The 26,537-nt window shown below is 74.4% G+C and carries 26 protein-coding genes; 14 read left to right on the top strand and 12 right to left on the bottom strand.

The window, feature by feature from the left end; all coding sequences use genetic code 11:
* Positions 1-23 precede the first annotated feature (23 nt).
* The gene (locus AB0G08_RS20130; RefSeq protein WP_358089992.1) at positions 24-521 is read left to right on the top strand and encodes an endonuclease domain-containing protein; all 498 of its coding nucleotides are present in this window, start codon (positions 24-26) and stop codon (positions 519-521) included.
* A 154-nt stretch (positions 522-675) separates the two neighbouring features.
* Here AB0G08_RS20130 and AB0G08_RS20125 read toward each other — a convergent pair whose 3' ends face one another.
* Together AB0G08_RS20125 and AB0G08_RS20120 are read right to left on the bottom strand one after the other, a co-directional pair.
* Complete coding sequence (locus tag AB0G08_RS20125) at positions 676-2,574, bottom strand: ABC transporter ATP-binding protein (protein WP_358089989.1); 1,899 nt, start codon at positions 2,572-2,574, stop codon at positions 676-678.
* A 172-nt stretch (positions 2,575-2,746) separates the two neighbouring features.
* On the bottom strand, positions 2,747-3,376 hold the full coding sequence (locus AB0G08_RS20120) for an ABATE domain-containing protein (protein ID WP_358089986.1): 630 nt from the start codon (positions 3,374-3,376) through the stop codon (positions 2,747-2,749).
* A 79-nt stretch (positions 3,377-3,455) separates the two neighbouring features.
* Here AB0G08_RS20120 and AB0G08_RS20115 point away from each other — a divergent pair, with 79 nt between their 5' ends.
* Entirely contained in the window at positions 3,456-4,220 is a 765-nt protein-coding gene (locus tag AB0G08_RS20115; RefSeq protein ID WP_358089984.1) for an MBL fold metallo-hydrolase, read from the top strand.
* A gap of 46 nt (positions 4,221-4,266) precedes the next feature.
* Here AB0G08_RS20115 and AB0G08_RS20110 read toward each other — a convergent pair whose 3' ends face one another.
* From AB0G08_RS20110 to AB0G08_RS20100, 3 genes are all read right to left on the bottom strand, one after another.
* Positions 4,267-5,727, bottom strand: a complete 1,461-nt coding sequence (locus AB0G08_RS20110; RefSeq protein WP_358089981.1) for a hypothetical protein — start codon at positions 5,725-5,727, stop codon at positions 4,267-4,269.
* 189 nt (positions 5,728-5,916) lie between these two features.
* The gene (locus tag AB0G08_RS20105; protein ID WP_358089978.1) at positions 5,917-6,597 is read right to left on the bottom strand and encodes an ABC transporter ATP-binding protein; all 681 of its coding nucleotides are present in this window, start codon (positions 6,595-6,597) and stop codon (positions 5,917-5,919) included.
* Positions 6,594-7,664, bottom strand: a complete 1,071-nt coding sequence (locus tag AB0G08_RS20100; protein WP_358089975.1) for an ABC transporter permease — start codon at positions 7,662-7,664, stop codon at positions 6,594-6,596. The genes AB0G08_RS20105 and AB0G08_RS20100 overlap by 4 nt, the downstream gene beginning before the upstream one ends.
* Before the next feature lie 180 nt (positions 7,665-7,844).
* Here AB0G08_RS20100 and AB0G08_RS20095 point away from each other — a divergent pair, with 180 nt between their 5' ends.
* Together AB0G08_RS20095 and AB0G08_RS20090 are read left to right on the top strand one after the other, a co-directional pair.
* Positions 7,845-9,053, top strand: coding sequence for a sensor histidine kinase (locus AB0G08_RS20095; protein ID WP_358089972.1), 1,209 nt, complete (start codon positions 7,845-7,847; stop codon positions 9,051-9,053).
* The gene (locus AB0G08_RS20090) at positions 9,050-9,682 is read left to right on the top strand and encodes a response regulator transcription factor (protein WP_358089969.1); all 633 of its coding nucleotides are present in this window, start codon (positions 9,050-9,052) and stop codon (positions 9,680-9,682) included. The genes AB0G08_RS20095 and AB0G08_RS20090 overlap by 4 nt, the downstream gene beginning before the upstream one ends.
* Positions 9,683-9,701: 19 nt before the next feature.
* Here AB0G08_RS20090 and AB0G08_RS20085 read toward each other — a convergent pair whose 3' ends face one another.
* Positions 9,702-10,943, bottom strand: coding sequence for an MFS transporter (locus AB0G08_RS20085; protein WP_358089966.1), 1,242 nt, complete (start codon positions 10,941-10,943; stop codon positions 9,702-9,704).
* A gap of 69 nt (positions 10,944-11,012) precedes the next feature.
* Between AB0G08_RS20085 and AB0G08_RS20080 the strand changes: the two genes are divergently transcribed.
* The 6 genes from AB0G08_RS20080 (at position 11,013) to AB0G08_RS20055 (ending at position 16,140) form a co-directional block, all read left to right on the top strand.
* Positions 11,013-11,510 carry a MarR family transcriptional regulator gene (locus AB0G08_RS20080; RefSeq protein ID WP_358089963.1) on the top strand — a complete coding sequence of 166 codons (498 nt, stop codon included), beginning with the start codon at positions 11,013-11,015 and terminating at the stop codon, positions 11,508-11,510.
* 79 nt (positions 11,511-11,589) lie between these two features.
* The gene (locus tag AB0G08_RS20075) at positions 11,590-12,108 is read left to right on the top strand and encodes a DUF2087 domain-containing protein (protein WP_358089960.1); all 519 of its coding nucleotides are present in this window, start codon (positions 11,590-11,592) and stop codon (positions 12,106-12,108) included.
* 66 nt (positions 12,109-12,174) lie between these two features.
* Positions 12,175-12,660 carry a GNAT family N-acetyltransferase gene (locus tag AB0G08_RS20070; protein WP_358089957.1) on the top strand — a complete coding sequence of 162 codons (486 nt, stop codon included), beginning with the start codon at positions 12,175-12,177 and terminating at the stop codon, positions 12,658-12,660.
* 96 nt (positions 12,661-12,756) lie between these two features.
* Positions 12,757-13,182 carry an Hsp20/alpha crystallin family protein gene (locus tag AB0G08_RS20065; protein WP_358089954.1) on the top strand — a complete coding sequence of 142 codons (426 nt, stop codon included), beginning with the start codon at positions 12,757-12,759 and terminating at the stop codon, positions 13,180-13,182.
* A gap of 274 nt (positions 13,183-13,456) precedes the next feature.
* The gene (gene abc-f, locus AB0G08_RS20060) at positions 13,457-15,094 is read left to right on the top strand and encodes a ribosomal protection-like ABC-F family protein (RefSeq protein WP_358089951.1); all 1,638 of its coding nucleotides are present in this window, start codon (positions 13,457-13,459) and stop codon (positions 15,092-15,094) included.
* A gap of 47 nt (positions 15,095-15,141) precedes the next feature.
* Positions 15,142-16,140 (top strand): tyrosine-type recombinase/integrase, encoded by a 999-nt coding sequence (locus AB0G08_RS20055; RefSeq protein ID WP_358089948.1) that lies wholly within the window; start codon positions 15,142-15,144, stop codon positions 16,138-16,140.
* An 88-nt stretch (positions 16,141-16,228) separates the two neighbouring features.
* Here AB0G08_RS20055 and AB0G08_RS20050 read toward each other — a convergent pair whose 3' ends face one another.
* Together AB0G08_RS20050 and AB0G08_RS20045 are read right to left on the bottom strand one after the other, a co-directional pair.
* Positions 16,229-16,714: a TrkA C-terminal domain-containing protein gene (locus tag AB0G08_RS20050; protein WP_358089945.1), complete on the bottom strand. Its 486-nt coding sequence runs from the start codon at positions 16,712-16,714 to the stop codon at positions 16,229-16,231.
* Positions 16,714-18,234: a potassium/proton antiporter gene (locus tag AB0G08_RS20045; protein WP_358089942.1), complete on the bottom strand. Its 1,521-nt coding sequence runs from the start codon at positions 18,232-18,234 to the stop codon at positions 16,714-16,716. The genes AB0G08_RS20050 and AB0G08_RS20045 overlap by 1 nt, the downstream gene beginning before the upstream one ends.
* A gap of 579 nt (positions 18,235-18,813) precedes the next feature.
* Here AB0G08_RS20045 and AB0G08_RS20040 point away from each other — a divergent pair.
* The 3 genes from AB0G08_RS20040 to AB0G08_RS20030 all read left to right on the top strand — a co-directional run bounded on the left by AB0G08_RS20040 (position 18,814) and on the right by AB0G08_RS20030 (position 20,990).
* A complete protein-coding gene (locus AB0G08_RS20040; RefSeq protein ID WP_358089939.1) occupies positions 18,814-19,770 on the top strand; it encodes a HAMP domain-containing sensor histidine kinase in 957 nt (318 codons plus the stop codon).
* Positions 19,767-20,414 (top strand): response regulator transcription factor, encoded by a 648-nt coding sequence (locus tag AB0G08_RS20035; RefSeq protein ID WP_358089936.1) that lies wholly within the window; start codon positions 19,767-19,769, stop codon positions 20,412-20,414. Before AB0G08_RS20040 ends, AB0G08_RS20035 begins: the two co-directional genes overlap by 4 nt.
* 117 nt (positions 20,415-20,531) lie before the next feature.
* On the top strand, positions 20,532-20,990 hold the full coding sequence (locus AB0G08_RS20030) for a hypothetical protein (protein ID WP_358089933.1): 459 nt from the start codon (positions 20,532-20,534) through the stop codon (positions 20,988-20,990).
* A 4-nt stretch (positions 20,991-20,994) separates the two neighbouring features.
* Here AB0G08_RS20030 and AB0G08_RS20025 read toward each other — a convergent pair whose 3' ends face one another.
* From AB0G08_RS20025 to AB0G08_RS20010, 4 genes are all read right to left on the bottom strand, one after another.
* Complete coding sequence (locus AB0G08_RS20025; protein ID WP_358089930.1) at positions 20,995-21,708, bottom strand: thymidine kinase; 714 nt, start codon at positions 21,706-21,708, stop codon at positions 20,995-20,997.
* 63 nt (positions 21,709-21,771) lie between these two features.
* Positions 21,772-23,160: an MFS transporter gene (locus tag AB0G08_RS20020; RefSeq protein ID WP_358089927.1), complete on the bottom strand. Its 1,389-nt coding sequence runs from the start codon at positions 23,158-23,160 to the stop codon at positions 21,772-21,774.
* Positions 23,161-23,178: 18 nt separating this feature from the next.
* Entirely contained in the window at positions 23,179-23,940 is a 762-nt protein-coding gene (locus AB0G08_RS20015) for a glycerophosphodiester phosphodiesterase (protein WP_358089924.1), read from the bottom strand.
* Between the two features lie 194 nt (positions 23,941-24,134).
* The gene (locus tag AB0G08_RS20010) at positions 24,135-24,914 is read right to left on the bottom strand and encodes a lysophospholipid acyltransferase family protein (protein WP_358089921.1); all 780 of its coding nucleotides are present in this window, start codon (positions 24,912-24,914) and stop codon (positions 24,135-24,137) included.
* 197 nt (positions 24,915-25,111) lie between these two features.
* Between AB0G08_RS20010 and AB0G08_RS20005 the strand changes: the two genes are divergently transcribed.
* Positions 25,112-26,527, top strand: a complete 1,416-nt coding sequence (locus AB0G08_RS20005) for a cytochrome ubiquinol oxidase subunit I (RefSeq protein WP_358089918.1) — start codon at positions 25,112-25,114, stop codon at positions 26,525-26,527.
* The last annotated feature ends 10 nt before the right edge of the window (positions 26,528-26,537 follow it).

Here is a 26,537-nt window from a genome sequence, read left to right as displayed (position 1 = left end):
ACAATATGGAGTATTGTTGTTGCGTGTCCAAGGTGTGCCGTCGATGCGAGAAGACCCGACCGCTGGAAAGCTTCATGAAGGCCGGCCGCGAGTTGGTCTCGTGCGCCTCGTGCCGCGAGTACGCCCGCGCCAACATCCACGAGAACCGCAGGGCCAATCCGGACAAGATCCGGGCCGACAACCTCTGGTCCTTCTACCGGATCAGGCCGCAGGAGTACGACGCGCGGCGTGTGGCTCAGGACTACCGGTGCGCCATCTGCGGTAAACACGAGAGCGAATTGAAGGTCAGGTCCAGAGGCCGGCCACGACTTGACGGGACATCGAACTCTGAGCCGTTCCGCCTCGTCGTCGACCATTGCCACAACTCCCGGCAAGTACGCGGTCTGCTCTGCGGTGAGTGCAACATCGGCCTCGGCGCGTTCCAGGACTCGCCCGAGGCGCTCATGGCGGCCGCCCGCTACCTCCTCGCACGGGAGGACGCACCACTCGTGCTGGAATCGAGACCTGCGACGGAAGCGTGATCCGGCACCAAGGGCGATCGAGGTTGGGGACCGACCGGAATACGCCGGAAACCTGCCGTAGGGCGGTGGATCCCGGCCACCGGTGACGAGTTCACCCGGCCCATGGAGACCCATCCTGGGCAATCAGGATGAATGAGCGCCGACAACCGTGCCGTCAGTTGCGATCGGCATCCCCCGCGCTCGCAGCGACCGGAGCCGGGACGCGCGCCTGCGCGACGTCCTGTTCCGCGGCCGTGCCGAGGAATCCGCCGGACTGCCGCGACCACAGGTCCGCGTAGAGCCCGCCGCGTTCCAGCAACTCCGCATGGGTGCCCTGTTCGGCGATCCGGCCGGCGTCGAGGACCACGATCCGGTCGAGGTGGGCGATGGTGGAGAGCCGGTGGGCGATCGCGATCACCGTACGGCCGGTCATCACCTCGCTGAGCGTGTCGTGGATGGCGGCCTCCGCCTCGGAGTCGAGCGCAGAGGTGGCCTCGTCCAGGACCAGGATCGGCGCGTCCCGGTGGAACGCCCGGGCCAGCGCGATCCGCTGCCGCTGGCCACCGGAGAGGCGCACACCGCGTTCGCCGACATGTGCGTCCAGCCCGGTCCGGCCGTCGGCGTCCCTCAGTTCGGCGACGAACCGGTCGGCGGAGGCCCGGCGTAGCGCTGTCTCGATCCGTGGGTCGTCGGTGTCGCCGGGGCCGGCGATGTTCTCGCGGACCGAGCGGTGCAGCAGCGTGGCCTCCTGGGCGACCACGGCGATCTGGCCGCGCAGGCTCTCCTGGGTCACGTCCGTGATGTCGGTGCCGTCGATCGTGATCGTGCCGGACTCCGCGTCGTGGAACCGCAGCAGCAGGCCGACCAGCGTGGACTTGCCCGCACCGGACCGCCCGACGATCCCGACGCGCTCACCGGCGGCGACGTCGAGGCTCAGCCGGTCGAGCCCGCCGCCGCCCCGGCCGTAGTGGTGGCTGACCTGTGAGAAGCTGATGGCTCCACCCCGTACCCGCAGTTGGGTCGCCTGTGGTTTGTCCGCCACCGCGAGCGGTTGCGCGACGGTCCGCAGGGCCCGCCGGAGCACGCCGACGGATCCGAACAGCGACGACACGGCGTCCAGCAGCCATTCCGCCATCGCGGTGATCCGGAAGCTGAGCGCCAGCGCGGCCGCGACCAGACCCAGGGGTGCGGCGCCGGTACGCCAGAGCGCGATCCCGTAGCCGACGAGGCCGACGAGCAACGCGCTGCTGAGCGCCATCATGGTGCCGTTGATCGTCACCTCGACCCGCTGCAGGTCCAGGTGTGCGCGCCGGGACAGCGCGAACACCCGGCGGTCGTGTGCGGTGCGGGCGTCCCGGCCACCGAGCAACGCGAGCGTGTCGACGTTGCCGTACGAATCGACGAGCAGGCCGGTCAGCGCGGACTCCGCGTCCTGCAGGCGCTCCGCCGCGCGCCGGTAGCGCGGCACCACCCACCGCATGAGCATCGCGTACGCCAGGATCCAGGCGCCCAGCGGGAGCAGCAGGCGCACGTCGATCGTGGACATCAGCCACACCGAGCCGGCGATGTAGGCGGTCACGAAGACCAGCGTGTGGACGACCGCATACGCGGCGGTGCTGGCGGCGTCGCCACCGTCGCGGACCTGGGTGGCGAGACGCCCGGCGAGGTCGTCGCGGAACCAGCCGACGGACTGCCGGGACACGTACCGGTGTGCCCGCCAGCGGGCGAGCGGCCGGGCGTTGGCACGGAACGCGATGTCGTCCAGCGCCTCACCGACCAGGTGGATCAGCGGCCTGAACACCAGCACGAACACGGCGACGGCGAGCAGCTCGGCGCCGTGGTCGGCCCAGAGCCTGTCCGGGCTTCCGGAGGCGAGCGTGTCGACCAGGCGTCCGGCGTACCCGATGAGCCACACCTCGATCGCGGCGCACAGGATCGTCGTCGCGACGGCCGCCGCCACGACCGGTCGCAGCGGCCGAAGTTCCTCCAGGAGGAACCGCCGGACGCCGGCGGCGGGGGTGCGGTCGTCACCGGTCGGGAAGGGGTCAACAGGGTTTTCGAACAGACGCAGCACGAAGTGCCTTTCCGGCGATGGAGACGGACAGGAACCCGGGGGAAGCGCCGGACGTCCTCATGCTCGTTCTCCTCTTCGTGTCGGGTCTGCTGGTGCTCCTCGCGAGGCTAGGCGGCGTCGCGCGGCGTCGCCTTCCATTTCTCGGCAGCTGCCCCCCGGAGAGCCGTGAGGGTCAGGGCGCCTGGCTGCGGGTGCGCCGGGCGTAGGCGCGGGCCGCGCGGGCGCGATCGCCGCAGCGGATCGAGCACCAGTGCCGGCGGGCGTGGGTGCGCAGCAGGTAGCGGGTGCAGGGCGCGGAGCCGCAGGCGGCGAGGCGTTCGGCGTGGGGGCCGGTGAGCAGGTCGGCGGCGTCGGCGGCCAGGACCGCCATGGCGTGGTCGACGAGCTGCGTGACGGGGTGCGCGGGGACGCGGTGCAGGCCGCGGCCCTGGTCCCAGCGCAGCAGGCTGGCGGCGGGAGCGGTGGTCAGCGCGTCGTTGAGCGCGCCCAGCGCGGTGGACGGGGCGGCGCGCCCGTCGATGCGGGAGGCGATCAGGGCTCGGACCTGCTCGCGCAGCGCGCGCAGGCGCTGCGCGCACACCTCCCGCAGGTCGGTCCCGGGCGGGGCGAGGTGGCGCTCGGCCAGCCACCGGGCGGTGGCCTCGGGGGTGGCGAGGAGGTCGAGGGACTGGCCGCCGGGCAGGGTCAGGGCGCTGTTGGCGAAGTCCAGCGCGACGTGCTGCTCGGCTCCCGGCGCCGGCACCAGCAGCGGCGGGGCGGGGCCGGTGGCCTCGGTGGTCGCGGACTCCGTCACGCCTCTCATGGTACAGCTTGCAATTATCCGTGAGAGTCGATTACGGTTCCTCACGGAAAAGTCGACCCGTGACCGTGAGGAAACCGCGATGACCGATACCAGCACGACGACCGTCCCCGTCCGCGTCTTCGGCGGCCCGACCGCCCTCATCGAGTACGGCGGGCTCAGGTTCCTGACCGACCCGACCTTCGACGCGCCCGGCGACTACCCCCTGGGTCCCGGCATGGTCCTCACCAAGACGGCCCCCGCCTCCGCCACCGCGGCCGGGCTCGGCCCCGTCGACGTGGTGCTGCTCTCCCACGACGAGCACCCCGACAACCTCGACCACGCCGGCCGCGCCCTGCTGGCCGACGTCCCCCTCACCGTCACGACTGTCAGCGGGGCGGGTCGCCTCGGCGGCACCGCCCGGGGCCTGGCGCCCTGGGAGTCCGTCGAGGTGGACCGCCCCGGCGGCGGCACCGTGACCGTGACGGGCGTGCCCGCCCGGCACGGTCCGGAGGGCTGCGAGCCACTCACCGGCGAGGTCGTCGGGTTCGTCCTGACCGCCGCCGACCTGCCCACGGTCTACGTCAGCGGCGACAACGCCTCGCTGGAGCTGGTCCGGCAGATCGCCGACCGCTTCGGACCGGTCGACACCGCCGTGCTGTTCGCCGGGGCCGTCCGTACGCCCATGTTCGACGGCGCGCTGCTCACCCTCGACAGCGCCCAGGCCGCCGAGGCCGCCCGCATCCTGGGCGCGCGCCGGGTCGTCCCCGTGCACGTGGACAGCTGGGCCCACTTCACCGAGGGGCGCGACGACGTGGTCGACGCCTTCACTCGGGCCGGCCTGGCCGACCGCCTCCAGCTGAGCTGAGCGGTCGCCGACGAGCAAAACAGGAGCGGACGGCCCGGGGCGGGGGTCAGGCCCGCGCGCCACCGAGCCCGAGCAGGACGGCGAGGCCCAGGGCGCTGCGCGGGGCGTACGGCACCCGCCACAGCCCGCCGTGCGCCGCCGCGTACGCCTCGTCCTGCCACGGGTGCGGCAGCGCCGGGCCGCCCGTGCGCAGGTCGTGCACCAGGAGCGCGGCCATCAGCGTGTTGCTGGTCGCCGGGTCGAACACCTCGATGCCGAAGCGGTGCGCACCGGCGTACGCGGCGGCCAGCGCCCGGTTGCGCAGCACCGAGCGGGTCCGGGTGGGCGGGGCGACGGTGAACGACACGGTCGCCCCCGCGTCCCGGGCCACCGTCGCCCGCCACCGCTGCAGGCGTTTCGCCAGTGCGTAGTTGGGGCCCTGCTGGGGGACGAGGCTGTCGTTGACGCCCGGGTCGACGCCCGGCGGGTAGTTGCGGTGCAGGAGCCTGCCGCCGGAGGCGACCCGCAGCGACCGGCGGACGACGCCGCGCGCCGCGTAGCCGCGTTCGGCGTGGCGCACCGCGTCGCCGGGCACAGCGAAGACGTCGGTGGGGGTGGCCAGGAAGGCGAGCGCCACGTCGTCGCGGCGGTCCTGCAACCGCAACGTGAGCGCGTCGACCGCCGTGGCGACCCGGACGTTGGTCGCGCCGTCGGCGTAGACGTAGTTGCCCAGCACGAGCCGGCCGTCCACGCCGAGCAGCCAGTCGGCCACCTGCGCGAGGTTGTGCAGCAGGTCGGCGCCCGCGCGGGCGGCCAACGCGCCGTCGTCGGGGGCGGTGCCGGCGGGGACGGGCAGGTGGAGCCGGCCGCCGGAACGGCGCGTCGTGTGCAGCAGGCGCCGCCAGATCTCCGGGCGTGGCAGGTCCACCGCGACGACGTCGCCGCCCCAGCGCAGCACCGACGGCAGCGGGCCCATCTCCGCGCCCGCACCGAGCACCACGATGCGCTGGTCGCGCAGGTCGAGCCAGTCCGGGTTGGCCATGACGGCGCGTACGGCGTCGGCGCAGGACGGCTCGACGACGCCGGCGTTCACCCACGCGTCGAGCCGGCGGCGCAGGTCGTCGCCGCGCAGCCGCCGGCCCCGGTACGGCAGGGACAACTCACGGTCGACCTCGCCGGTGCCGCTGACCGTCACCGTCGAGAGCGGGGCTGCCCCGGTGGGCGTGGCGAAGACGTCGCCGAGGCCGGTCTCGGTGCCGTCGACGCGGACCACGGACATCCGGCGGTGCAGCGAGGCGAGCCCGTCGCGGGCGATCGTCACCGCGGCCTCGCGGGAGAGCAGCCCCGCCTCGACGAGCCGCCGGAAGTGCCCGAGGTACCCGTGGCGCCAGTTCGTCTCGTGTTCGGCCGAGCGCGCGCCGACCGGGTCGACGGCGCGCAGGGCGTCGGCGACGACCGCCCGCCCGAGCGCGGACGTGCTGCGTCCCGCGTCGGTCTTCGGGAAGACCACCCCCGTCGGACCCTCCACGCGCACCGCCCTTGCTCGCCTGCCGCCAACGGTGTCACTCTGCCGCACCGGGCGGCGCCGCGCAGCGCCGGACCCGATGCTCGCCCCCATCACACCCCGGCCCGCTTCGCGCTGCCGCGACCGCCGCAGGCCCCTCGGCACGACGCGGGGCCTGCGCGGCCGCGATGTCGCGCAGCCGCCGACGCGTGTTCAGACCGGGGCCGGCAGGCGCAGCCGGCCGTCGACCATCTCGGCGACCGCGTCGACGCGGTGCAGGTGCTCCCGGTCGTGGGTGACCAGGACGGTCGCGGTGCCGCGCTGCCGGGTGAGGTCGGTGACCAGCTCGACGATCGCCGCGCCACGCTCGTGGTCCAGCGCGCTGGTGGGCTCGTCGACCAGCAGGACCGCCGGGTCGTTCATCAGGGCGCGGGCGATGTTGACCCGCTGACGCTGCCCACCGGAGAGCTGGTGCGGGCGACGGCCGGCCTGCGCGGTGAGCCCCACCACCGCCAGCAGCTCGGCGGCGCGGGCGCGCCCGGCGCGACGGGAACCGCCGGCGAGGTGGGCGATCACCTGCAACTGTTCGGCGGCGGTCAGCGAGGCGATGAGGTTGGGCTGTTGGAAGACGATTCCGATCTTCTCCCGCCGCAGCGCGGTCACGCGCCGGCGGCCCAGCCCCGCGGTGTCGGTGCCGGCGACGACCACCGTGCCCGAATCGGGGGTGATCAGGGTGGCGGCCACCGCCAGCAGGCTCGACTTGCCGGAGCCGGAGGGGCCGATGACGGCGGTGGTGGTGCCCGCCGGCACGCGCAGGCTGACCCGATCGAGCGCGGTCAGCCGGGTGTCGCCGTCGGGATAGGTCAGCGTGACGTCGGCGAGGTCGAGGCTCATCGGGCGCTCCCCAGGGCGATCAGCGGGTCGACGGAGGTGATGCGGCGGATGGACAGGGCGGCGCCGGACGCGCCGAGGGCGATCGTCACGGCGGCCGGGAGCAGCACGGATCCGGCGGTGAGCGCGAACGGCACCGCGCCGGCCGCCGCGGCGCCGACCGCGACCGCGAGGGCGGTGCCGGCGGCCGTGCCGGCGAGCAGCAGCACCAGGGCCTGCCCGAGGGCGTCGCGCAGCAGGTGGCCGGTGGTGGCGCCGAGCGCCTTCAGCACGGCGACGTCGGGCGCGCGCTGGATGGTCCACACCGTGAAGAACGCGCCGACGACCAGGGCGGAGATCGCGAACAGCATCCCGCGCATGAGTTGCAGCGACCCGTTCTCGGCGGTGTGGGAGCCGATCGCGGACAGCGCCGCCGATCGGGTGACCGTACGGGTGCCCAGCTGCCGGTCGGCGGCGGCCAGGTAGGCCTCGCGCGTGGTCCTGAGCGCGACAACCGTCGCGGCGTCGCCGTCGGCGCCGGGGGCCAGGTCCTGCCAGTCGTCCAGGTCGGTCCAGATCACCGGGGTGTGGCTGTGGGAGGCGTCGCCGGTCACCGCGGCGACGGTCAGCCGGCGTCCGCCGACCGACACGGTCTGCCCGGGCCGGGCGTCCAGCGCATCGGCCGCCCCCCGGGACAACACGGCCCGACCGGCGGCGACGGTGTCGGGCGCCAGGCCCGACCCGGGCGGGACGCCGAACACGGACAGCGCGGCGCCGCGGTCGCCCGCGCCGACCCTGGTGGTGGCGATCCCGAGCGGCGCGGCGTCGGTCACCCCGGGCACGGCCCGCCAGCGCCGCCACTGCTCCCGGCTGACGGTCGACTCGGTGAACGAGAGCTTCTGCCCGCCGGCCGGGGCGGCGAACACCAGGTGGTCGGCGGGCAGGTCGGCGATGGCCGAGGTGCTGCCCCGCCCCAGGCCGGCCGTCAGCCCGGACAGCAGGACCACCAGCAGCGTCATCAGCGTGACGACCGTTCCCATCAGGGCGAACCGGCCCTTGGCGAACCGCAGATCTCTCCACGCGACGAACACGATCGCATCAGCCTTCCGGTAGCGGTGCCGGGCCGCGGTGGCGGCCCGGCACCAACCGTCGTCCGGATCGCGGCCGCGGCCATCGCGCCGCCGACCGGGTTCGGGACGTCGAACTGCGTACGGCGGGATCAACCTTTTGGTTGATGGCGGTGGCCGTCGGCGTCCTAGCCTGGAGAGATCGTGAACCCGGAATCGCTCGCTCGGCCGCTGCGGGTGCTGCGCGTCTGCGTGCACCTGCTGGTCGCGGTCCTCCTCGCGGTAGCCGCCGTACGTGCCGTCACCGGGCAGGGGCCGCAGCGGGCCGCCGTGCTCGCCGCGTCGGTGACGCTGGCCGTCGTCTATGCCGTCGGGGCGGCGCTGCCGCTGGTGCGCCGGTCGCGCCGCGCCGCGGTGGCGTGGCTGGCGGTGCTGACGGCCGGGTGGCTGGTGCTGCTGCTCCTGACCCCGGACGGCGTGTGGTTCGCGTTCCCGCTGTTCCTGCTGCACCTGCACCTGTTGCCCGCCCGCTGGGGGACCCTCGCGGTGGCGGCGACGACCGCGGTGGCGGTCGCCGGTGTCGCCGGCCACCAGCAGACGATCACGCCGGGCGCGGTGATCGGCCCGGGCATCGGCGCGGCGGTCGCGGTGGGCACGGTGCTCGGCTACCAGGCGTTGTACCGGGAGAGCGAGCGCCGCCAGCGGTTGATCGAGCAGTTGACCGCCACCCGCGCCGAGCTGGCCGCCGCCGAGCACGCCGCCGGTGTCCTCGCCGAACGCGAACGCCTGGCCCGCGAGATCCACGACACCCTCGCCCAGGGCTTGTCGAGCATCCAGTTGCTGCTGCGGGCCGCGCAGCGGGCCCTTCCGGACCACCCGGACGTGGCGGCCGGCCACGTCGAACAGGCCCGCCGCACGGCCCAGGACAACCTTCTCGAGGCCCGACGGTTCGTCCGTGCCCTGACCCCTCCCGGCCTCGACGGCGCCTCGCTGCCGGCGGCGCTGCGACGGCTGTGCGCCGCCACCGCCGCCGCGTCCGGGCTGGCCGTACGTCTGCATCTCGACGGGACGGCGGTGCGCCTGCCGACCGGCCACGAGGTGGCGCTGCTGCGGATCGCCCAGTCCGCGTTGGCGAACACCGTGCGCCACGCCGGGGCGACCCGCGCCGACGTGACGCTGCGATATCGCGACCGGGGTGTCGTCCTCGACGTGAGCGACGACGGGTCCGGCTTCGACGTGGGCGAGGCCGTCAGCCAGCCGGGCGGCGACGGGGGGTTCGGGCTGGCCGCGATGCGGGCCCGGGCCGAGCAGCTCGGCGGCACCCTGGCCGTGGAGTCGACGCCCGGTCGCGGCGTCAGGCTGGCCGTGAGCTTCCCGTCTGCGGGCGCCGAGGCGACGGCGGCGGGCGCGTGAGCGGCCGGATCCGGTTGTTGCTGGCCGACGACCACCCGGTCGTGCGTGCCGGGCTGCGCGCCGTCCTCGCCGCCGAGCCCGACTTCGAGGTGGTCGCCGAGGCCGCCACCGCCGAGCGGGCCGTCACGCTGGCCGAACGGGACGAGGTCGACGTGGTGCTCATGGACCTGCGGTTCGGCACGGGGATGCACGGCGCCGCCGCCACCGCCGCCATCACCGCCCGCCCCGACGGCCCGGTCGTGCTGGTGCTGACCACCTACGACAACGATGCCGACATCCTCGCCGCCGTGGAGGCCGGCGCGATCGGTTACCTGCTCAAGGACGCCCCGCCCGAGGAACTCGCCGCGGCGGTGCGCGCTGCGGCCGCCGGCCGGTCCGCCCTGGCCCCGGTCGTCGCCCGTCGCCTGATGGGCCGGTTGCGGACCCCGGGCACCGCGTTGAGCCGTCGCGAGACCGAGGTCCTCCAGCTCGTCGCCGAGGGCCTGTCCAACCAGCAGATCAGCCGGCGGCTGCACCTCAGCCCGGCCACGGTCAAGACGCACCTTGTGCACGTCTACGGCAAGCTCGGCGTCGATTCCCGTACCGCCGCCGTCGCCGCGGCCAGGGCCCGCGGACTGATCCGCCCGTGACGGGGGCCGTGCCGGCCGGTCAGGCGCTCGGCGCGCTCGCCGGGCGGCGGCTCGCCTCGTCGCCGCGCGGCACCGGCGGCGAGGTCAGCCGCCGCACGCCGGGCACGGCGGCGGTGCCGGCGCAGGCGACGAGGACCAGAGCGCCCGCCGTGAGCAGCGGCGCGGACTCGCCCCAGGCCCGGGCGGCCATCGGCGCGAGGGCGTAACCCAGCGGCATCGCGCCGAGGGAGACCAGCCAGTCGTACGAGGTGACCCGGGCCAGGACGTGCGGCGGGAACTGCCCCTGCACGACGGTCTCCCACACCGGGTTGAGGTAGCCGAGGGCGGTCAGCGCGACGCCGTAGGCGGTGACGACCAGCGGGGCGGGGGCGGCGACGGCGAGCAGGGCCAGCGGCGCGGCGTAGCTGGCCAGCCCGAGGTTGGCCGTCAGCACCGGCCGGCGGGGGCGGATCCGGGCGGCGAGCAGCGAGCCGGCGAGCATGCCGACCGCGCCGGCCTGGAGCATCAGCACCCACACGCCCTCGCCGCCGAGGCGACGCACGGCGACCGCCGGGCCGAGGGTCATCAGGACGGCGGCGGCGCCGTTCCACACGCCGTGGCCGATCAGGCTGGCCCAGAACCAGTCGCGGCTGCGGACCTCCCGCCAGCCGTGTGCGAGGTCGGTGACGATGCTCCGTCTGGGCATCGGGACGTGGCGGACCCGGACGACCGCGAGCAGCAGCGCGCTGAGCGCGAACGTCGCCGCGTCGAGGACGAACGCCCAGCCGGGGCCGGCGGCCCAGATCAGCGCCCCGGCGAGGGCGGGGCCGGCGAGGCGGCTGGCGTTGGCGGTGACGCCCATCAGGGCGTTGGCCTGTTGCCGCTGGGCCGGCTCGACCGTGCCGGCGACCAGGGGCGAGCCGGTGGGCAGGCCGAACGCGCTGGCGGCGCCGCCGAGTGCGGCGGCCACCGCGAGCACGCCGAGCGACGCGTCGCCGAGGAGTTCGACGCCGACGGCGAGTTGCGCGAGGCAGCGTACGAGGTCGGCGAGGATCGCGACGCGGCGGGCGTCGAGACGGTCGGCGAGCACGCCGCCGAGGGGCAGCAGGAGCAGGCGGGGCACCAACGCGCAGGCCAGCACGAGGGCGAGGGCGCCGGTGGAGCCGGTCGCCCGGAGCACGGCCAGGGCGAGGGCGGCGGGCACGACGGCGTCGCCGACGGCGGAGACGGTACGGCCGAGGAAGAGCAGCCGGAACGCGGGCACGCGCAGGGGGTGGGTCACCCGGGCAATGTACTTCGACATCAAACTTTTCGACAACGAATAGTTTGACGCCGGCATAGGCTGGGGGACATGAGCGACCGCGACCACGTCGACCGGCACGTCGAGCGCTGGCTGCCGATCCTGCCGACGCTCGACCCCGAGGTCGAAGGGGCGGTGACCAGGATCCAGTTCCTCACCCGCCACCTGCGCGAGGTCAAGGAGCGGACCCTGGTCGGCCTCGACCTGCACGGCCACGAGTACGACACCCTGCACGCCCTGGCCGGGCGAGGGGGTCGGGCGGCGCCCTCGGACCTGGCCCGCGACCTGGCGATGGCGCCCGCCTCCGTCACCGCCCGGGTCGACGCGCTGCTGCGGCGCGGCTTCGTGCACCGGATCCCGTCCTCCACCGACCGGCGACGCGTCGACGTGGAGCTGACCGAGGCGGGACAGGCCGCCTGGCACGGGGCCATGGCCGTCCGGGGCGCCGAGGAGCACCGGCTGCTGGCCGCGCTCGCCCCGCACGAGCGGCGGCAGCTGTCCGACCTGCTGCGCCGGGTGGTGCTGCGCGCCGAGGCGGCCCGCGAGTAGGCCCATGGGGCTCGCGGGGTGCGCCCTTTCCGGCGGAAATGGGGTGCGGCCCGCGTACGCCGGCTGGCAGGGTGGCCGCATGACAGCGCAGGCTCTGGCGGGGGCGCTCGCCGACGACGTACGGCGGCAGGTCTTCGCGGCGATCGTGCTGGGTGACGCCGACGCCGCGGCGGTGGCCGAGCGGACGGGCCTGCCGGCGCGGCAGGTGCTGACCGCGATCCGCCGGCTCGTCGACGCGGGCCTGGTGACCGGCGGCGACGGCGACCTGCGGGTGGACGCCGACCGGCTGCGCGAGGCGGCCCGCACGCCGCCGGCGCCCCGCCCGGCCGACGACCCCACGGACCGCGTGCTGCGCACCTTCGTGCGCGACGACACCCTGACCGGCCTGCCGGCGCAGCGCGGCCGGCGGCGGGTGGTGCTGGCGCACGTGGCGAGGTCCTTCGAGCCGGGGGTGCGCTATCCGGAGCGGCAGGTGGACGAGATGTTGCGGCGCTGGTGCGAGGGCGGCGGCTCCGACCACGTAGCGCTGCGCCGGTACCTGGTCGACGAGCAGTTGCTGGCCCGGGAGCAGGGCGTCTACTGGCGCATCGGCGACTGACCGGCCGCGTCGGGTCCGCCCTCGCCTCGGCGGATATCCCGTTGACCCGCCCGCGAGGATCGACGCGTGAGCGCGACAGACTGGACGACGGTGCCGACTGGTCCCGACCGGCCCGAGGCGGCGGCCCTGCTCGAGGCGTACTACGAGGAGATCGTCCGCCGCTACCACGACCGCCCGGTCAGGCCGGGCGAGGTCGCGGCGGCGATGGCCGACGACCCGAGCGACGACCTGGCCCCGCCCACCGGGATCCTCCTGGTCGCACACCGCGACGGTCGTCCGGCCGGCTGCGCCGGGCTGCGGTACCGGCCGGGCTGGGCGGAGCTGACCCGGGTGTACGTGCGCCCCGCGCATCGCGGCCACGGCGGCGGGGCGGCCCTGCTCGCCGCCGTCGAGGAGCGGGCCCGCGCCGCCGGAGCCGACCGGATCCGGCTGGACACCCGCAGCGACCTCGTCGAGGCCCGCGCCCTGTACGCCCGGCACGGCTACCGGGAGATCCCGGCGTACAACGCCGGCCCCTACGCCCAGCACTGGTTCGAGAAGGTCCTGAGTTGACGACGCGGCCGGGACGCGCTAAATACAGGAGAGGAAGTTGAGTCACACAGGCTCAACTTGAGGACCTTCGGCCAGGAGAACCGAGGAGGCAGGACCATGCTGATGCGTACCGACCCGTTCCGTGAGATCGACCGGATCACCGAGCAGTTCTTCGGCACCGCCGCGCGCCCCGCGGTCATGCCCCTGGACGCCTACCGCGACGGCGACTGGTTCTACGCGGCGTTCGACCTGCCCGGCGTCGACCCGGACAGCATCGACTGCACCGTCGAGCGCAACGTGCTGACGGTGCGCGCCGAGCGTCGCCGGCCGGCCGGCGACAACGTCGAGCTCGTCGCCGCCGAACGCCCGATGGGCACCTTCACCCGCCGACTCTTCCTCGGCGACACCCTCGACACCGACAAGCTCGAGGCCGGCTACGACAACGGCGTGCTGACCCTGCGGATCCCCGTCGCGGAGCGGGCCAAGCCCCGCCGGGTCACCGTCACGGCCACCACCAACGGCCGCAAGGAGATCAACGCCTGATCCGGCGCACGGGGGCGGGACGGCCGGTGCGGCCGCCCGCCCCCGTCGCGTCCCCGGACGAAAGCGCGGCCGGGGCCCTCCCGGTAAACCGGTGGTGGAGCCTGCGGGCCCGTGCCAGACTCGACGGCGATCCGCGCAGCCGAGCCGTCAGGAGCCGACCGGACGATGTGATCCCGCAGGACGCGGCAGGGCACCGCCCCGCCGCCGCCGGTTCCGGCCGTCCCGCCCACCCGGGCGTCGACGGCCCCGCCCGTCGTCCCGCGGAGGATCACCCGTGTTGAAGGTCGTGTCCGTCAGCAAGCACTACGACGCCGAGCCGCTGTTCACCGACGTCGAGCTCGTCCTGAACGCCGGCGACCGGGTCGGCCTCGTCGGCCCGAACGGGGTGGGCAAGTCCACCCTGCTGCGGGTGCTCACCGGCGAGGAAGCACCGTCAGGCGGGCACGTCGCCCTGGCCCCCGGCGTGCGGATCGGCTACTTCGCCCAGCAGGTGCCGGACCCGGACGCCACCGTCGGGCAGTTCCTCGCCGCCGGGCTCGGCGACCTGCATCCCCTGGCCGCGCGACTGCGCGAGCTCGAACGGCGGATGGCCGACGGCGACGGCACGGTGCTCGCCGAGTACGGCGACGCGCAGGAGCGGTGGGCGGCGCTGGACGGCTGGCGGGCGCAGGCCCGGCTGACGGAGGTCCGCCAGCGCCTCGACATCGACCACCTGCCCGACGACACCCCGCTGCGTCGGGTCAGCGGCGGCGAGCAGGCCCGGCTCACCCTCGCCCGCGTGCTGCTGCACACCCCCGACCTGCTGGTGCTGGACGAGCCGACCAACCACCTCGACGCCGACGGGATCGCCTGGCTCGGCGACTGGCTGGCGACCTTCGCCGGCGCGGTGCTGGTGGTCAGCCACGACCGGGCGTTCCTGGACCGCACGGTGACCCGCATCGTCGAGCTGGACGGCATCCACGAGGCGCCGCAGACCTACCCCGGCGGCTACCGCGACTACCGGGCGGAGAAGACCCGCCGCTGGCAGCGGCTGCTGCTGGACCACGAGGCCCAGCAGAAGGACCACCAGCGCTGGCTGGCCGACATCGACCGCACCAAGGAGCAGGCCCGCGGGGTCGAGGAGTCCGTGCGCAGCGGGCTGGGCGCCGACCGACAGCGCCGCTACGCCAAGAAGGTGGCGAAGAAGGCCAAGGCCCGCGAGCGGCGGCTGCGCCGGCAGATGGACTCGGTCCGCTGGCTCGCCGAGCCCCGCACCCGGCCGCCGCTGACGCTGGCGTTCCCGCAGGAGGCCACCGGCGAGCGGGAGGTGCTCGGCGCGCGGGGCCTGACGCTGCGGGCCGCCGACCGGGTGCTGCTCGACCGCGTCGACCTCAGCGTCCGCGCCGGCGACCGGATCCTGCTCACCGGCCCGAACGGCGCCGGCAAGACCACCCTGCTGCGGGCCCTCGCCGCCGAGGACGCACCCGCCGGGGGCGAGGTCGTCGCCGCCGAGCAGGTCGCCGTGCTGCCACAGACCCACGACGCGCTGCGTACGCACGTCACCGTCCGCGACTTCTTCCGCTCCCGAGTGCCGGTGTACGTCGACGACGCCGAACGGCTGCTCGACGCCCACCTGTTCGGCCCGGAGCAGTGGGACGCGCCGCTGCGCCTGCTCTCCGCCGGTGAGCTGCGCCGGTTGCTGCTCGCGGTGCTGGTGAACAGCCCGGCGCGGGTGCTGCTGCTCGACGAGCCGACGAACTACCTCGACTTCGACGCCCTCGACGTGGTGGAGGAGGCGCTGCGGCAGTTCCGGGGCACCCTGGTGATGGTCAGCCACGACGCCTGGTTCGCCGAGGCGGTCGGTGTGCACCGGCGCTGGCGCCTGGCCGACCGGCGGCTCGTCGAGGAGCCGGCGGTGGCCACGATCGCGTAGGGCGCGCCTCCTCCCGTTCCCGACCCGAAGCTGAGAACCTTTCCCGCATGCTCTCCCCGAACGCTCCGGCGCGGCCGAGCCGGCCCCTTCCGCTGGCCCTGCCCGGGGGGCCCGTCGACTTCACCGAGGCGTGGCTGCGCAACCGGCGGCTGTCCGAACACACCCGCGACGCGTACCGGCGCGACGTCGCCGGCTGGCTGGCCTGGTGCGCCGCCCGCGAACTGGACCCGTTGCAGGCGAACTTCCTGCACGTCAACGAGTACGCCCGGGCGCTGGAGGCCACGCTCGGCGTACGCACCGGCAAGCCGCTGACCCCGGCCACCGTCGCCCGCCGGCTCTCCGCCCTGTCCAGCTGGTACGACTTCCTGGTCAAGCTGCGCGCGGTCGAGGTCAACCCGGTCGCCGGCGCCGACCGTCCCCGCATCGACCGGGACCACTCCGCCACCGTGGGCCTCACCCCCGCGGAGGTCGACGCGCTGCTCGCCGCCGCCGAGGCCGACACCGGGCCGACCGCCGCCCGCAACCGGGCCGCGATCGCGCTGCTGGCCGACCTCGGGCTGCGCGTGGGGGAGCTGGTCTCGCTCGACCTGGCCGACCTCGGCGCCGAGCGGGGTCACCGCAGCGTGCGGTTCGTCGGCAAGGGCGGCAAGTCACGCCGCCGCGCCCTGACCCCCGGCACCGCGTACGCCGTCGACGCGTACCTGGCCCAGCGGGCCGCCGCGCAGGGCGTGGCGGTGCACGAGCTGACCGGTCCGCTGCTGGTCACCGCCAGCGGGGCCCGGCTGGACCGGCACGCGATGTTCCGGCTGGTGCGCCGGTTGGCCCGTACGGCCGGCATCCCGGCCTGGGCGAGGCTGTCGCCGCACTCGTTGCGGCACGCGTTCGCCACCACCGCCCGCGCCGAGGGCGTGCCCCTGGAGGACGTGCAGGACGCGATGGGCCACGCCGACCCGCGCACCACCCGCCGCTACGACCGGGACCGGCACAACCTCGACCGCGATCCCGCGTACGCCATCTGGGCGGCCCGGGCCCGCCGCCGCGGCTGAGGCGCACGGGCCCGCCCCTGACCACCGCGTCAGGCCCGGGCCCCCGCGCCCGGCGCGGCGCCCTGGCGTGCGGGACGCCGCGTACGGCCTACGGGTCCGCGTGGACCAGCGCGCGGCTCAGCGCGCCGATGCTCTGCTGGCCTCCGGCGACGACCAGGACGTCGCCGTGGGCGAGGACGTGCCCGAGCCCCGGCGCGGTGATCGTGCGTCCGTCGCGGACGACGGCGACGACGCTCAGCCCGTGGGTACGCGCGACGGCCTCGGCCAGGCTCCGGCCGTCGTAGGGCGACGCGGCCGGGACGGGCAGCTCGGCGACGCTGATCGCCTCCCGGTGCCGTTGCAGCAGCGCGACGTGGTCGATGGTGGCGATGGGGTGCAGCAGTTCGGCCACCTCCTGCGCCTCGGCCGGGGTGAGGGTCACGGACCGCTCCACGGTGTCCGGGTCACCGGGCGCGTAGACGACGACGTCGCGTCGGCCGCCGCGGTGGCAGACGACCCCGATCACCTGTCCCTCGCCGGTGTGCAGGGTGTAGCCGACGCCGATACCGGGCAGCGGCACGCGTTCTATCTGCATCATTGCCTCCTGTCGTCAGGTGCGGCGATCTGGCCGGCTTCGCCGAACCAGGTGGCCAGCCGGCCGGCGCGGGCGACGGCCCGCAGACGCCGTTGCGTGGCGTCGCGTACGGGTGGGGTGGTGAGCACGACCAGCTGGTCGCCGACGCGCAGCCGGGTGTGCTCGTCGGGCACGAAGGTGTCGTCGCCGCGCACGACGAGGGTGGTCGCCGCTGGCGGCGGCAGCCGCAGCTCGGGCAGGTAGACCCCGTGCAGGCGGGAGCCGGGTTCGACGGTGACGTGGATGAGGTCGGCGTCCATGGCGTCCAGCGGCGCCAGCTCGATCTGGAGTTCGGGTCCCAGGTCGTGTGAGTGCAGGCGTAGCCGCCGCGCCAGCCAGGGCAGGGTCGGGGCCTGGATGAGGGTGAACACCACGACGAGCACGAAGACGATGTTGAAGACCCGCTCGCTGCCCGGCGCCCCGGCGACGACCGGGATGGTGGCCAGTACGATCGGCACGGCGCCGCGCAGTCCGGCCCACGACAGGAACGCCTGTTCGCGCAACGGGACACGGAAGGCGGCCAGCGCCACCAGCACGGAGGCGGGTCGGGCGAACAGCAGCAGTGCCGTGCCGACCACGATCGCGGGGACGACCGCGGCGGGCAGCTCGCTGGGTGTCGCCAGCAGGCCGAGCATGACGAACAGGCCGATCTGGGCGATCCAGCCCAGCCCTTCGGCGACCGAGTGGGTGGCCCGCCGGTGCGGCAGGCCGGCATTGCCGAGCACCAGTCCGGCCAGGTACGCGGCCAGGAAGCCGCTGGTCTGGGCCAGTCCCGCGACGGCGAAGGCCAGCACCCCGCAGGCGACGGTCGCGATGGGGTACAGGCCGGAGGTCGGCAGGGTCAGCCGCCGCAGCAGCCACACGCCCGTCGCGCCGGTCAGCACGCCGATCGCGCCGCCGGCGACCAACTGGTAGCCCATCGTGGCGATCAGCGGCAGGGGCGCGATGGCATCGAGGGTGGTGGCGCTGAAGGCGAGCACCAGGATCAACGTGGGGGCGTCGTTGAGCCCGGACTCGGCCTCCACCAGGCTCGTCAGCCGCCGGGGCAACGGCACTGCGCGCAGCACGGAGAACACCGCTGCGGCGTCGGTGGACGACACGACGGCTCCCAGCAGCAGCGCCGTCTGCCAGCCGATGTCCAGCAGCAGGTGCGCCGCCGCCGCGGTGACGGCGACGCTGACGAAGACGCCGCCGGTGGCCAGCACCGACGCGGGCGCCAGCACCTCGCGTACGTCGCTGAACCTGGTGGTCAGACCGCCCTCCACCAGGATGACCGCCAGCGCGGCGAGGCCGAGGGCCTGGGCGAGGGCCGCGTCGTCGAACGGGAAGCCGGCCACGTCCTGGCCGAGCAGCAGGCCGACGGCCAGGTACGCCAGCAGCACCGGCATGCCCAGCCGGGTGGCCAGCCGGGCCGCGCCGACGCTGGCCAGGACCACGCCGGTGCCGACGGCCAGCGTCACGTACAGCTCACCGAGGTCCACGGCGGCCCCCTGGCCCACGGGTCCCGGCTATGCCGCGACGTGGCGTGGCCACGCGTACACCCGGGCGCTCACCGTGGTCATGACCGTCGTGAAGACGAAGGCGACCGTGGCGACGATCGCGGGCCACGCGCTCACGGGCATCCGCCCGGCGGGCCGTTCTCCGCGTTGGTGGGCCGGTACGCGCAGGTGAGCGTGGCGGTTTCCGGTGGCGTGGGTTCGACCACCGTCAGGTGACGGGTCACGGGATCCTCCGAGGTTTCGGCACGGCGGGGAAACGGCCCCGCGGGCGGCGGCAGCTGGAGCCGGGCACGAGGCGTCGGAGCCCGGAGCGGCTCCCGGCCCCGGGCTCGCGTTCATGGTCATCGGTGCGGTGCGAGCCGACATCGGGGCTGACACCCATTTGCCGCCGGCCCGCCGAGGGGCCCGGCGGATAATGGGTGCGGGCACGCATTTACAGGCCGCGCCCCGGCCGTCAGGCTGGCCACGATGAGGGTGATCACCGACCCGCCGCGTGCCGACCCGCGGGCGAGCGCCGGCGTCGCGCGGCGTCGAACCCGGACCGGGAGGGGAGGCACCGTCGTGCCGCTGTTCTGGCGGATCTTCCTGCTCAACGCCGCCGTGCTCGTCGCCGCCACGCTGCTGCTGCTCGGCCCGGTCACGGTCTCCACCCCGGTGCTGCTCACCGAGGCGGTCGTCCTGACCGTGGGCCTGGCCGCGATGCTGGTCGCCAACGCCGCGCTGCTGCGGGTCGGCCTGGCGCCGCTGCACCGGCTGACCCGGGCCATGACCACCATCGACCTGCTCCAGCCCGAACCCCGCCCGGTCCCGGCCGGGCAGGCCGGCATCGCGGACCTGATCCGCGCCTTCAACGCCATGATCGACCGGCTGGAGGCGGAGCGGGCCGCCAGCGCCGCCAGCGCCCTGTCGGCGCAGGAGGCCGAGCGCCGCCGCGTCGCCCAGGAGCTGCACGACGAGGTCGGCCAGACCCTGACCGCGGTGCTGCTCGAACTCAAGCAGGTCGCCCGGCACGCGCCCGAACCGGTGCGCGCCCAGCTCGCCCAGGTGCAGGAGACCACCCGCGACAGCCTCGACGAGATCCGCCGCATCGCGCGGCGGCTGCGCCCCGGCGTCCTGGAGGAACTCGGTCTGACCAGCGCCCTCAAGGCGCTCGTCACGGAGGTCACCGGGCACACGGACCTGTCGGTGCGCCAGCACCTCGACGCGGACCTGCCCGCCCTCGACGGCGAGGCCGAGCTGGTGATCTACCGGGTGGCGCAGGAGGCCCTCACCAACACCGTCCGGCACGCCCGGGCCGCCGCCGTCGAGCTGTCGCTGGCCCGTCGGCCTGGTTACGTGCAGCTGCGGATCCGCGACGACGGCCGGGGCGTCGGCGACGCCGCCGAGGGCGCCGGCGTGCGCGGCATGCGCGAGCGGGCCCTGCTCATCGGCGCCCAGCTCAGCGTGGGACCCGGCCCGAGCGGCGGCACCGAGGTGCGGCTGCGGGTGCCGGTCGGCGACCGGGAGGGCCGGTCGTGACCACCCGCATCCTGCTCGCCGACGACCACGCCCTGGTGCGCCGCGGGGTCCGGCTCATCCTCGACAGCGAGCCGGACCTGACCGTCGTGGCCGAGGCCGGCGACGGCGCGCAGGCCATCGCCCTGGCCCGGACCGAGCGCCCCGACCTGGCCATCCTCGACATCGCCATGCCGCGACTGACCGGCCTGCAGGCGGCCCGGGAGCTGTCCCGGCAGCAGCCGGGCCTGCGCATCCTCATCCTGACGATGTACGACAACGAGCAGTACTTCTTCGAGGCCCTGAAGGTCGGCGCGAACGGCTACGTGCTCAAGTCCGTCGCCGACCGTGACCTGGTGGAGGCCTGCCGCGCCGCCGTACGCGACGAGCCGTTCCTCTATCCCGGTGCCATCAACGCCGTCATCCGCACCTACCTGGAACGCAGCGCGCGCGGCGAGAGCCTGCCGGCCAGGGCCATCACCGAACGCGAGGAGGAGATCCTCAAGCTCGTCGCCGAGGGGCACTCCTCCAAGGAGATCGCCCGCCTGCTGTTCATCAGCGTCAAGACCGTCGAGCGGCACCGGGCGAACCTGCTGCAGAAGCTCGGCCTCAGAGACCGGCTGGAACTGACCCGCTACGCCATCCGGGCCGGGCTCATCGAGCCGTGACCGGGACCGGTCCGGGCGCTGGTCGGCGCCGCCCCCGAGCCGGCCTGGCCGTGCGCGCGACGAGCGACGGAGCCGACTTTCCTGCGGGCGGGCCCGCCGGTTCTCTACGGTCGACGGGTGGGCGCTGAGCAGCCGTGGAGCCGGCCGGCCCGTCGACGCCGTCCGGTGCGTACCGGGTTGGTGTTCGCGGGCGTGACCGTGCTGCTGTGCTGCGTCGGGGTGGCCGGGCTGGGCGCCTGGAACGTGCAGGTGGTCACGCAGGCCAGCGGCCCGGTGCGGGAGACCGCCGACGGGTTCCTGCGGTCGGTGGCGGCGGGCGACACCGACGGCGCGTACGACCGGCTCTGCGCCGACGCGCGCAGCCGGTGGAGCCCGATCGGGTTCACCAGCTGGCTGCGCACCCCGCCGGTGGTCAACGGCTACGAGATCGTCGACGTGTCGGTGGCGACCCGGGGTGGCCGCCCGAGCGGCACGGTCACGGCGCGGCTGACCCGCGACAGCGGCCTCACCGAGGAGCGCAAGCTGTCGGTGGTGCGTGAGGACGGGGACTGGCGGGTGTGCGGCGACCCGTACTGACGCCTCAGCGGCGGGGGCCGAGCTCGCCCGCGCGGTAGTGCCGGCGGCAGAGTACCTGGTAGCGCACGTCGGCGCTGTCCACGGTGTCGCCGATGACGACCTGTAGGCCCTCGCGGACCACCCGGCCGTCGACCACCCGGGCGTTGAGCAGCCCTTCCCGGCCGCACCAGCAGAGCACCTCGACCTGGATGCGGGCGACCTCGTCGGCCAGTTCGAACAGCCGCTGCGCGGCCGGGAACAGACACGAGCGGAAGTCGGTGGCCAGCCCGAACGCGTACACGTCGACGTCGTAGCTGTCGACCAGCTCGGCCATCTGCTCGATGTGCTCCAGGTTGTAGAACGACGCCTCGTCGCAGATCAGGTAGTCGACGCGGACGCCCTCGGCCCAGGTGTCGCGCACGAGGGCGCGCAGGTCCAGCTCGTCGGTGACCTCGACGGCCTCGTGCGCGAGGCCGATGCGGGTGGTGACCTGCGGGCCGAGCGAGCGGTCGATGCGGGTGGTGACCAGGCCGCGGCGGCCCTGCCGGGAGTGGTTGTGGTTCATCTGCAACGCCATCGTGGACTTGCCGCAGTCCATCGGCCCCCAGAAGAACTTCAACGCCGCCGCGTGCAGCGGGCGCCCGTCCACGCCCCGCGCCGCGGCGCACCCGGCGGGGGAGTCGTCGGGGCCCAGCGGCGGGCGCGCCAGGCAGGTCGGGGCGGCGGCGTGGTCGGTCACGGTCGGGCAGCCTAGCCGATCGACGTCGCCTGATCCGGTCGGCGGCGCGGACGGGGGCGTGCCTCAGAGCACCCGGGGCGGGGTGTTGCCGGCGGCGACGATCGCCCGGCGGATCGGCACGGCCAGCAGCAGCAGGAACCCGACGACGAAGAAGATCAGCAGGGAGACCAGGCCCACCCGGTAGGAGTTGGTGAGCTGGAACACGATGCCGAAGGCCAGCGGGCCGAGCCAGCTGGTGCCCTTGTCGCTGATCTCGTAGAAGCCGTAGTACTCGCCCTCCTTACCGGCGGGGATGAGCTGGCTGAACAGCGACCGGCTCAGCGCCTGGCTGCCGCCGAGCACCAGGCCGATGGCGGCGCCGAGGACCATGAACGGCACCGGCGCCTCGGCGGGCAGTCGGAACGCGCCGAGGATCACCCCGGTCCACAGCACCAGGCTGATTAGCACGGTCTTCCAGGCGCCGATGCGCTTGGCGAGGGCGCCGAGCAGCAGCGCGCCGCCGAAGGCGAGGAACTGCACCAGCAGGATGGTGACGATCAGGGTGCCCTGCTCGAGCTTCAGCTCTTTGGTGCCGTACTGGCTGGCCAGGGCGATGACGGTCTGGATGCCGTCGTTGTAGACCAGGAACGCGAGCAGGAAGAACAGCGTCAGCGGGTACGCCTTGATCTCGCGCAGGGTGCGGCCGAGCTGCCGGAACCCGTCGGTGACCGGGTTGCCGCCGGCCAGCGCGGCGGCGGTGGGGTGCTCGCGCAGCCAGCGCAGCGGGACCAGGGTGAACACCGCCCACCACACGCCGGCGGAGACGATCGACCAGCGGGCCAGGTCGAGGGTGCGCTGGTGGTTGTCCTTCTCGCCGAGCATGCTGACCGCGACGAGGTTGAGCGCCAGCAGCAGGCCGCCGCCGAGGTAGCCCAGCGCCCAGCCGCGGCTGGAGATGCCGTCGCGGTCGTCGGGGCCGCCGAGCCGCGGCAGGAACGAGTTGTAGACCACGACACCGGCGCCGAAGGCGATGTTGGCGATCATGAACAGCGCCCCGCCGAGCAGGTACCGGTCGCCGGTGACGAAGAGCATGCCGACGGTCGCGCCGGCGCCGATGAAGGCCGCGGCGGCGAGCAGCCGCTTCTTGTGCGCCGAGCGGTCGGCGATGGCGCCCACGACCGGCAGCGCGAACACGGTGAGGAACACCGACAGCGACACCAGGTACGGGAAGTACGAGCCGGCGGCGACCTTGACGCCCAGCGGGTACACGTACCCGGAGCAGGTGTCGGCGCCGAGTTCGCAGCCGGCGGCGAGTTCGGTGACGGTGGTCAGGAACGGGCCGAGGAACACGGTGATGACGGTGGTGGAGAAGGCGGACATCGCCCAGTCGTAGAAGTACCAGCCGCTGCGTTCGCGGCGGGTGCTCGCCGGGGTGGGGGTGTCGTCCACCGCGGGGGTGACGGTCTCGGCCATCGGGGTCCTTCGGACGGGTCAGGCGGCCCAGTGGCCGCGGCTGCGGTAGACGTCGCGCAGCACGCCGACGTGATCGGTCATGATGCCATCCACTCCAAGATCAAGTAACTCGTGCATCTCGGCAGGTTCGTCGATCGTCCAGACGTGCACCTGCAGTCCGAGTCGGTGGGCGTGACGCAGGAACCGGCGGTCCACCACGCGTACCCGCCCATAGCGCACGGGCACCTGCGCGGCGACCACCGACGGGGGCAGCCGCAGCGCCCGACCGGTCAGGGAGGCCATCCGCAGCCGGGCCACCCCGCGCATGCCGAGGCTGCTGGCGACGCGGCCCTGGGTGAGGGCGCGCAGCCAGGCCAGCCGGGCGTCGCTGAACGAGGCCAGCAGCACCCGGTCGCCGGCCTTGACGCGCGAGACGGTGGCCACGGTCGGCTCGACGCCGCCGTCGGCCTTGACGTCGATGTTGAACCGGACCTGCGGCCAGGCGTCGAGGACCTCGTCGAGGCGGGGGACCACGGCGGCGCCGCCGACGCGTACCGAGGCCAGGTCGGCCCAGCGCAGGTCGGCGATGCGCCCCGGCTCGCCGGTGACCCGGGCCAGCGTGGCGTCGTGGAAGACCACCGCGACGCCGTCGGCGGTGCCGTGCACGTCGGTCTCGACGTAGCGGTAGCCGAGCCCGATCGCCCGGGCGAACGCCGCAGCGGTGTTCTCGTCGCCCTCGGCGGCGCCACCACGGTGGGCGAACGCCAGCGGTGCGGGGCCGTCGAGGTAGGCGTGGGTCACGCGGGGAGTATGCCCGGCCCCGGTGGCCGCCCGGTGACCGCCCGGTGGCGCCCGACCGGCGCATGCCGGACGGTGGCGATCGCGTTGCGCTGCGGTGCGGGGGAGCTGTCCGGGCGGGGCGGGCACGCCCCCGGCAGGTGTCCGGGCCGGGCGGGCACGCCTCCGGCCGAACGGCGCCGAGGGGCCGCCGCCGGTCAGTCGGGCGGGCGGTGGCGGCGGTGCGAGCGGCTGGTGTCGGTCGGGCGGCCGGGGTCGACGTGCCGGGGGCGCTCCGGTTCGTCGGCGCGCAGCGGCACGAGGGCGTCGGTGACGGCGTCGATGATGCGGTCGGTGGCCCGCCGCGCGGCGCCGGGCGCGCCCTGGGCGAGGTCGGCCAGGTCGACGGGCGCGCCGAAGTGCACGCGCAGCACCGGGCGGCGCCACAGCGCGCGGGCCACGCCGCGCAGCAGCCCCTTCGGGGCGCGGTAGGGCACCACCTCGTGCGAGCCCCACTGGGCGACCGGGATCACCGGGGCGCCGCAGGCGAGGGCGAGGCGGGCGGTGCCGGTCTTGCCGCGTTCGGGCCACATGCCGGGGTCCAGGCCGATGCGGCCCTCCGGGTAGACCAGGATCACGGAGCCGCCGGAGACCGCCGCCGCGGCGTCGTCGAGGGCTCGGCCGACGGCGGCGGTGCCCCGGTCGACGCGCAGGTGCCCGGCGCGGCGCATCGCGGCGCCGATGACGGGGGTGCGGAACAGCCCGCCGGTGGCCATGATCCGGGGGGCGACGCCCCGGGACCGGCAGGCGGCGGCGAGCACGACGGGGTCGAACGGGCTGATGTGGTTGGCGGCCAGGATCAGTGGGCCCCGGCGCAGCGCCTCGGGCACGTCGCCGCTGACCTCCAGGCGGGCCAGCAGGGCGACGACGACGCGGGCGAACACCTGCGCGGCGCGCCAGATCAGCGGCGGCTGCCAGGTCGGGCGGGTGGTGTCCATCAGCGCGCAATGGTCGCACGCGGCGGCCGGCGCGCGCGGCGCGGGGCACGAACGGGCCCCGGTCGCCGGGCCGTCCGGCAGAGGTGATCAGGGTCATTGGTCCCGGGCCGCTTCGGGACCCCCGCCCCTGCCGCATTTTCTACGACGCGCAGTAGTATTTACTACGTCTCGTAGTATGCACAGCCTGGGGGTTACTGGTGGACGCGTTGGACGTCGCCCGCTGGCAGTTCGGTGTCACCACCGTCTACCACTTTCTCTTCGTACCGCTGACCATCGGCCTGTCCGTGCTGGTGGCGATCCTCCAGACGCTGTGGCACCGCACCGGCGACGAGAAGTACCTGAAGCTCACCAAGTTCTACGGCAAGCTCTTCCTGATCAACTTCGCCATGGGCGTGGTGACCGGCATCGTGCAGGAGTTCCAGTTCGGCATGAACTGGAGCGACTACTCCCGCTTCGTCGGCGACATCTTCGGCGCCCCCCTGGCGATCGAGGCGCTGGTCGCGTTCTTCCTGGAGTCGACCTTCATCGGCCTGTGGATCTTCGGCTGGGACCGGCTGCCCAAGCGGCTGCACCTGGCCGCCATCTGGGCCGCCGCGATCGGCAGCAACCTCAGCGCGTACTTCATCCTCGCGGCGAACTCGTTCATGCAGAACCCGGTCGGCTACCGCATCAACCCCGACACCGGCCGCGCCGAACTCACCGACTTCGTGGCCGTGCTGACCAACAAGGTCGCCATGATCACCTTCCCGCACACCATCGCCGGCGCGTTCCTGGTGGCCGGCTCGCTGCTGGTCGCCGTCGCCATGTGGCACCTGGTGCGCAACCGCGACTCCGCCGACACCCCCGCCTACCGCTTCGCCGCGAAGTTCGGCTCCTGGGTCACCCTCGTCTCCGCCGCCGCCGTCGCCATCACCGGCGACATCCAGGGCAAGATCATGACCCAGGTGCAGCCGATGAAGATGGCCGCCGCCGAGGGCCTCTACACCACCGAGAGCCCCGCCTCGTTCTCCGTACTCACCGTCGGCAGCCTCGACGGCAGCCGCGAACTGTTCGCCCTCAAGATCCCGCACCTGCTGTCCTGGCTCGGCACCGGCGACCCGAACGGCACCGTGCAGGGCATCAACGACCTGCAGGCCCAGTACGCCGCCCAGTACGGCGCCGGCAGCTACACCCCGATCATCCCGGTCACCTACTGGAGCTTCCGCTTCATGATCGGCTTCGGGATGGCCGCCGCCGCCATCGCCCTGCTCGTGCTCTGGAGCCAGCGCAAGGGCCGCACCCCCACCAGCAAGTGGCTGCTACGCGCCGGCCTGGTCATGCCCCTGCTGCCGCTGGCCGCGAACTCCTTCGGCTGGATCTTCACCGAGATGGGCCGCCAGCCCTGGATCGTCTTCGGCGAGATGCTCACCCGCGACGGCGTCTCCCGCAGCGTCTCGCTGACCGAGGTGCTCACCTCGTTCACCGCCTTCACCCTCATCTACGCCGCCCTCGCCGTCGTTGAGGTCAAGCTGCTGCTGCGCTACGCCAAGGCCGGCGTGCCCGACCTCACCCCGAACCCCGAGATCGACGACAGCCACGACGACGCCGAGCGCCCGCTCGCGTTCGCCTACTGATCACCGGAGA

Source organism: Micromonospora sp. NPDC023644, from assembly GCF_040640115.1.
In the GTDB taxonomy this organism is placed as follows: Bacteria; Actinomycetota; Actinomycetes; order Mycobacteriales; family Micromonosporaceae; genus Micromonospora.
Note: the sequence above shows the minus strand (reverse complement) of the source record. Positions and strands in the feature narration are given on the sequence as shown.